The following is a 6,566-nucleotide window of genomic DNA, read 5'->3' as shown; positions in this document are numbered from 1 at the left end:
CCGGATGGCACCACGTTCACTCCGGGTGAGAACACCCCGGATGGCGTGACCATCGATAAGAACACCGGCGAGATCACCGTGACTATTCCGAAGGACGCCAAGCCGGGTGACAAGATCACCGTCCCGGTCGAGGTCACCTACCCGGATGGTTCCAAGGACAACGTTGACGTCACCGTCACCGTTGACAACCCGGATAAGCCGGTAGATGAGGGTGCGGACACCACGCCGCCGAAGATCGACCCGATCAAGCCGGACGATAAGACCGTCACTGGCACCGGCGACCGTCCGGGCGAGGACATCATCGTCACCTTCCCGGATGGCAAGGAAGTGCCGACCAAGACCGATGAGAACGGCAAATGGACGGTCAAGGTTCCTGACGGCACCACCTTGAAGCCGGGCGACGATGTCAAGGCTCGGGACGGTGTGGGCAACGAGTCCAAGGAGAAGGTCGGCATCGACACCGGCAAGTGTGTCGCCACCTCGGTCGGCTTCGGTCTGCCGCTTATCGCGCTGCTGCCGATTGGTCTGGCTACCCAGTTGGAGATCCCGGGTCTGTCTGACATCGCTGCTCAGGCGAACGCGCAGATCCAGAACTTCAACACCCAGATGCAGCGTCAGCTGGGCGTGTTCAACCCGCAGATGGCGTCCCAGGTGGATGCGATTAACTCGCAACTCGCTCGCTACGGCACCGATATCGGAACCGTGCTCGGCGGCCTGGCCCTGATCGCCGCTGGCATCTTGGCCGGCACGATCATCTACGACAATTGCTCGCCGAACGGTGGCTCGTCCATCAAGAACCTCGAGTTGAGGGGTTCTTCCGGCAACACCTACGCAGGTTCGTCGAAGGAGGGGAAGGAGAAGTAATGCAGTAGACCAGCGCCTTTACTAAAGGCGTCTTCCTCGAATCCGTCGCCCCGCTCATCATTCCGGTGAGCGGGGCGACGTTTTGCGCATTGCTTATCGACGACCCCACCTCCCCGAGCTACCCCCGCCCAAAAGCAGGGAACTCACAGTAAACATTCATGAAGCAGTACGGAACCAGGCAGTTTTTAAATCAATTCCTGAGGGGAAGCTAAATAATCACATGAGTGGGGGTAGGGTCAAAAGGGTAGATTGTAGACAGGTGTCCACCAGGCGTAGCGTTCCCAAAGTCCTTAACGGGTGTCCATTAATTGGATATTGCGTTTACACACATCGCTATGTTTCTGGAAGGTTCTTTGTGAAGAAAAACTACGTTGCACGCCGCCGTGGCACCTCGGTTGCCGCAGCTGCGTTGTCGCTCGCGTTGGTTGCGCCGCTCGCGCAGCCGATGGCGTTTGCGCAAGACAACCCGCAGGCTGCCCCAGCCCCAGCCCCAGCCCCAGCTGCGGACCAAGGCAAGAATAAGCAGGTGCCAAACGCCATCTTTACCAAGGGTGGCTGGCGTGATTTCTACGGCTACCACGGTTGGGCGTACATCAATAAGGATGGCCGCCACGATGACTTGTCCTCGAACAATGAGCCGCTCAAGGGCAACGTCATCTACTTGCAGTACGTGACCAAGAATGGTGAGGTTTCGCCGACGTTCTACACCACGACCGACTCCGAGGGTCGCTTCTCCTTCGACCTGTCCGAGAAGGTAACCAACGAGGTTGACGCGCCGCCGTTCTGGCTGGCAGCTGGTGGCGTTCGCGTCCGCGTGTGGGGCGAGAACCCGGATCCGAGCAAGTACTCGGTGGTTGCCGCGGGTGACTTCAACTCGGGCCGTTACACCTCGATTACGGACCGCGTGCAGGAGTCCTGGAACTTCACCGCTGGCCCTGCCGGTTCTCGCATTACCAACGGTCGTTTCGTGCTTGAAGAGAAGCCGAATCACGTTGGTTGGTTGGCCAAGCCGGAAAAGGATTGGACCCGTGCGCTCGACGGCGAGACTGGTGAGCCGACGGCTGATGGTCAGTTCCCGTACTACGGGGATTTTGGCGCGATTAAGAGCATCGCTCACCCGAACGAGTCCATGGTGTGGTGGGAGACCGGTGAGTCTGCCGGTACCTTGCCGGGCTACTACAAGTACCAGCCTGCGCGTGGTGATCGCGCAGCGGGCGGCATCGAGATTGTTGCGTCGTATCTTAACGACGAAGTCGCGCGCCAGATCGATGCCTGGAAGAACGAGAACCCGGGTTACACGGTCGAGCAGGAGCGTGCGAACCAGGAGCGCATCATCAAGGCGTACCAGGACGAGCACGGCGAGGGCTCCCACATTGCAGAGACCGTCGTTGCCCCGACCACCGCTGACGGCATGATTTACCTGCCGTTCAAGGGCACGCTGGGCTACTCGCGCGACAAGGCCAACCTCGGTGTGAACAATGTGGTCAGCGAAGAAGACTGGGGCAAGGTTGCCGACGACTACCAGAACCAGTGGGTCAACGTGTTTACCGGCGCTTCGTTGTACGACGTGCGCCACATCAACACTGACTACATGTATATCTACCCGAACATTGAGGGCCGCGACGTGAAGAACTCTGCGTTCGTCGCCAATATGTTCATGAACTACCGCGACCAGGGCGCGATTGCCGCCGGTGCGAACATGAACGGTCTGCAGTTTCCGTTGATGACTGCACAGCCGACCTTCGATATTCCGGAGTACAACTCCTACGACAACAAGGGTCGTCCGGGCTCCAAGGTGACTACGAAGACCGCGGGCTTGCTGCCGAACACGGAGTACGCAATCCGTTGGTACGCAACCGCTCCGGATGGTACCCAGACTGAGATCAAGGACGCGATGTGCAAGATCAAGAGCGACGACAAGGGTGCGCTCGAGTCCTGCAACTTCCAGGCTCCTGAAGATCTGAAGGAGACCACGGTCTACACCGCCGCGCTGGTTTCTGTTGACCCGGCTTCCGGCAAGCCGTCTGATCGTTGGGAGATCGCAGACTCCTTCACCGCTGTTGTTCCTGAGCCGCTGCCGTTGGGGTCGGTTGGCACTGAGTTCCCGAACAACGACGTGACGCCGCTGTTCAAGGATCTGCCGGACAATATGAAAGAGGGCACTGAACCGTCCTACTCGGCTAACGACTTGCCTGCAGGCCTGGCCATCGATCCGAAGACCGGCAAGATCACCGGCAAGCCGACTACCCCGGGCACCACTGAGGTCATCGTGACTCGCGAGATCGAGGTCTTGGTCGAGCAGGATGTGCCGGTGCTTGACGACGACGGCAACCCGGTCTACGAAAACCCAGACGAGCAAGATCCTGACAAGCGTATTGAGAAGACCGAGAAGAAGCCCGTCGCGCAGAAGCGTAAGGAGCAGGTGGTCACCAAGATCACGGTGACGGATACCAAGCTGGCCGACGGCGTCGTCGGCGAGCCGTATAAGCAGGACGTGAAGCCGGAAGGTTTTGACAAGCTGCCGCAGGGCTTCGAGCTGAAGAAGGACTCCATCAAGGTTGAGCGTCTCCCGGAGGGGCTGGAGTTCAAGGGCGGAAAGATCACCGGTACGCCGAAGAAGACGGTTGACGCTTCTGAAGAAAAGCCGAACGTCTCCGTTACCTACACGTTGGTTGATCAGGACGGCAAAGAGACCGAACACACCGACGTTGTGCCGCTGAAGGTCACCGATCAAGCCAGCAAGTACGACCCGCAGGGTAAGGACCAGAAGGTTGCGAAGAACGCTGAGCCGAAGGCTGAGGATTCGATCGCGAACAAGGAAGATCTTCCGAAGGGCACCAAGTACGCCTGGAAGGATGTGCCGAAGACTGACACCTCTGGTGACAAGCCGGCTGTCGTTGTTGTGACCTACCCGGATGGCACCACTGATGAGGTGCCGGTGACGGTGAAGGTTGCCAAGGATCAGGCCGAGCAGCACGACCCGCAAGGCAAGGATCAGACGGTTGAGACTGGCAAGAAGCCGGATCCGAAGGACAATGTCAAGGACGCTGACAAGCTTCCTGAGGGCACGACCTTCAAGTACAAGGAAGATCCGGATACCTCTACTGCTGGGGATAAGCCGGTCACGGTCGTCGTCACCTACCCGGATGGTTCCACCGACGAGGTGCAGGCCACTGTGAAGGTGGAGGACCCGAAGCCAGTAGACCCGCCCCAGGAGCAGCCACAACCCGAGCAACCCCAGCCTGAGCCGACCCCCGACCCGACCCCGGAGCAGCCCCAACCCGAGGACCCGAAGCAGTTCGACGCTGACACCTACGAGCCGCAGGTCCAGGACAAGACCGTGGAGCCGAACGAGGTCCCGGAGGCCAAGGACCACGTCACCAACATCGACGAGCTGCCGGAGGGCACGACCTTCGAGTACGAGCAGGCGCCGGATACCTCCACTGAGGGCGACAAGCCGGTGACCATCGTTGCCACCTACCCGGATGGCACCACCGACAAGGTCAACGCCAACGTCAAGGTGCAGAAGAACGTGACCGACGCTGACAAGCACGACCCGCAAGGCCAGGACCAGAAGGTCAAGAAGGGCGGCACCCCGGATCCGATGGGCAACATCAAAGATGTCGACAAGCTGCCGGAAGGAACCACCTTCGAGTACAAGAAGACCCCGGATACCTCGAAGCCGGGCGTCTACGACGTCACCGTTGTCGTGACTTACCCGGATGGCTCCACCGATGAGGTGCAGACGACCATCACCGTTGGCACCGACGCGGAGCGTTTCGTGCCGGAGTACGACGACCTCACGAGCGTGCCGGTTGATGGTGAGAAGAACACCAATGATCCGTTCGGCACCAAGGCACCGGTGAAGAATACGGAGGCGAAGCCGACCGCGGATTCGGACGCCGGCAAGTGGACCTTCACCCCGCAGGACAACGGCGTGATCAACGCGAAGGCTCCTTCGATGAAGGACGTCGCGGAAAAGGTCGAGGCGCACCTGCCGGAGATCAAGAGCACCGATGCGAAGAAGCGTTGGGACAAGTTCTTCGAAACCTTCAAGCCGTTCGCCCGCCCGTCCGTTGCTGTCGGCTTCACCTACGAGGACGACTCGACCAACACCGCGACCGCCAACTTCGACCTGGTCGGCAAGGATGGCAAGTCCCTGCTGGATCCGAATGGTGACTTTGATGGTGATGGCCACACCAACCGCGAAGAGGTGGAGAACGGTGCCAACCCGGCTGACGATCAGTCCAAGCCAGACACCACGGCACCGACTATCGACGACATCACCCCCGGCGCCAAGACCATCACCGGCAAGGGCGACCGCCCTGGCGAGACCATCATCGTGACCTGGCCAAACGGCAAGACCACCACGACCACGACCGGCAAGGACGGCAAGTGGAAGGTCAACGTCCCGGCGGACGTCAACCTGAAGACTGGTGACGAGATCCAGGTTGTCGACGGCGCCGGCAACAAGGCCACCGCAAAGGTCGGCATCGACACCGGCAAGTGCGTTGCCACCTCCGTCGGCTTCGGGCTGCCGCTGATCGCGCTGCTGCCAATCGGTCTGGCTACCCAGATCCAGATCCCGGGCCTCACCGAGTTCGCCGCTCAGGCGAATGCACAGATCCAGGCCGCGAACACGCGCCTCCAGCAGCAGTTGGGCGTGTTCAACCCGCAGGTCGCCGCTCAGGCAGACGCAATCAACGCGAAGTTGGCCCAGTACGGCACCGACATCGCAACCGTTGTTGGCGGCCTCGCTCTGATCGCCGCTGGCATCCTCGCCGGAACGATCATTTATGACAACTGCTCGCCCACCGGCGGCTCTTCCGTGAAGAACTTCGAACTCAAAGGTTCTTCCGGCAACACCTACGCTGGCTCTTCTAAGGAGACCACGGCTCCGGAGAAGAAGTAGGTTCTAGCTACTAGTTAGCGCGTTGTTGCCCCGTACCCCCGTTGTTGGGATACGGGGCAACTGTCGTTGGGGCATTTTGCTTATCGACGACCCCACCACTCCGAATCACCCCCTAAAGTAGGCACTTCTGCTTTTCTAAGAAAATCTCACCTTCACCCCGTTTTTCACGGATCTTCTCGGTGTTAGTGGATCGGGAGGCCAAGTACCGTGCCTGGGCGGAAATCGTCACCCAAAAACGCAGGGCAGATAGGCATTTGCGGTGGTTGGGGATACATCTCGATATTGCACGTTTCCAAGATGTATCTATTTTGACAGGTCAACAATTTTTGACGACGTGGGCAAACGCTGTCCAGCGAAAAATGGAAAAAGACACTGCCGGGTTGGAAGAACCTGAGAAATCTTCTACGCGGTTGTGGGCAGACGTAATGATCATTGCGGGCTGTTGTCAACTTCTTTACCCTTGCCTATGTCGGCCCTGTATGGCATGTGTCCGAAAAGCGTCACAACAGACAGGGCTTGTCTAACCGAATAATCATTTTCGAGGAAGGAATTTTTCGGTGAAGAAGAATTACATTGCACGTCGTCGTGGCACGTCGGTTGCTGCGGCTGCGTTGTCGTTTGCGTTGGTTGCGCCGTTGGCGCAGCCGGTTGCTGCTCCGCAGTTTGCTGCGGCTGCGTTTGCTGGCACGAAGGATGAGGCTGGTCAGCCGAATGAGGCTGGCAATGGTGTGAAGTATCCGGGTAAGAATGCTGATGGTGTCTACCAGTCTGTGGTGGATGAGCAGCGCTA

General features: G+C 59.2%; 3 protein-coding genes. All 3 read left to right on the top strand.

Translation table 11 applies throughout. The annotated features are described in order from the left end of the window. Window positions 1–864, top strand: an 864-nt coding sequence (locus HMPREF2785_RS12030; protein ID WP_210386117.1) for a YPDG domain-containing protein, incomplete at its 5' end; no start/stop codon positions are given. Between the two features lie 355 nt (window positions 865–1,219). Further along, window positions 1,220–5,776: a Rib/alpha-like domain-containing protein gene (locus HMPREF2785_RS10640; protein ID WP_070615423.1), complete on the top strand. Its 4,557-nt coding sequence runs from the start codon at window positions 1,220–1,222 to the stop codon at window positions 5,774–5,776. 557 nt (window positions 5,777–6,333) lie between these two features. Beyond that, on the top strand, window positions 6,334–6,566 hold a 233-nt coding region (locus tag HMPREF2785_RS12025; RefSeq protein WP_168164693.1), incomplete at its 3' end, for a hypothetical protein.

Origin of the sequence: Corynebacterium sp. HMSC067D03, assembly GCF_001811185.1 — a bacterium.
Taxonomy (GTDB): domain Bacteria; phylum Actinomycetota; class Actinomycetes; order Mycobacteriales; family Mycobacteriaceae; genus Corynebacterium; species Corynebacterium coyleae.
Note: the sequence above shows the minus strand (reverse complement) of the source record. Positions and strands in the feature narration are given on the sequence as shown.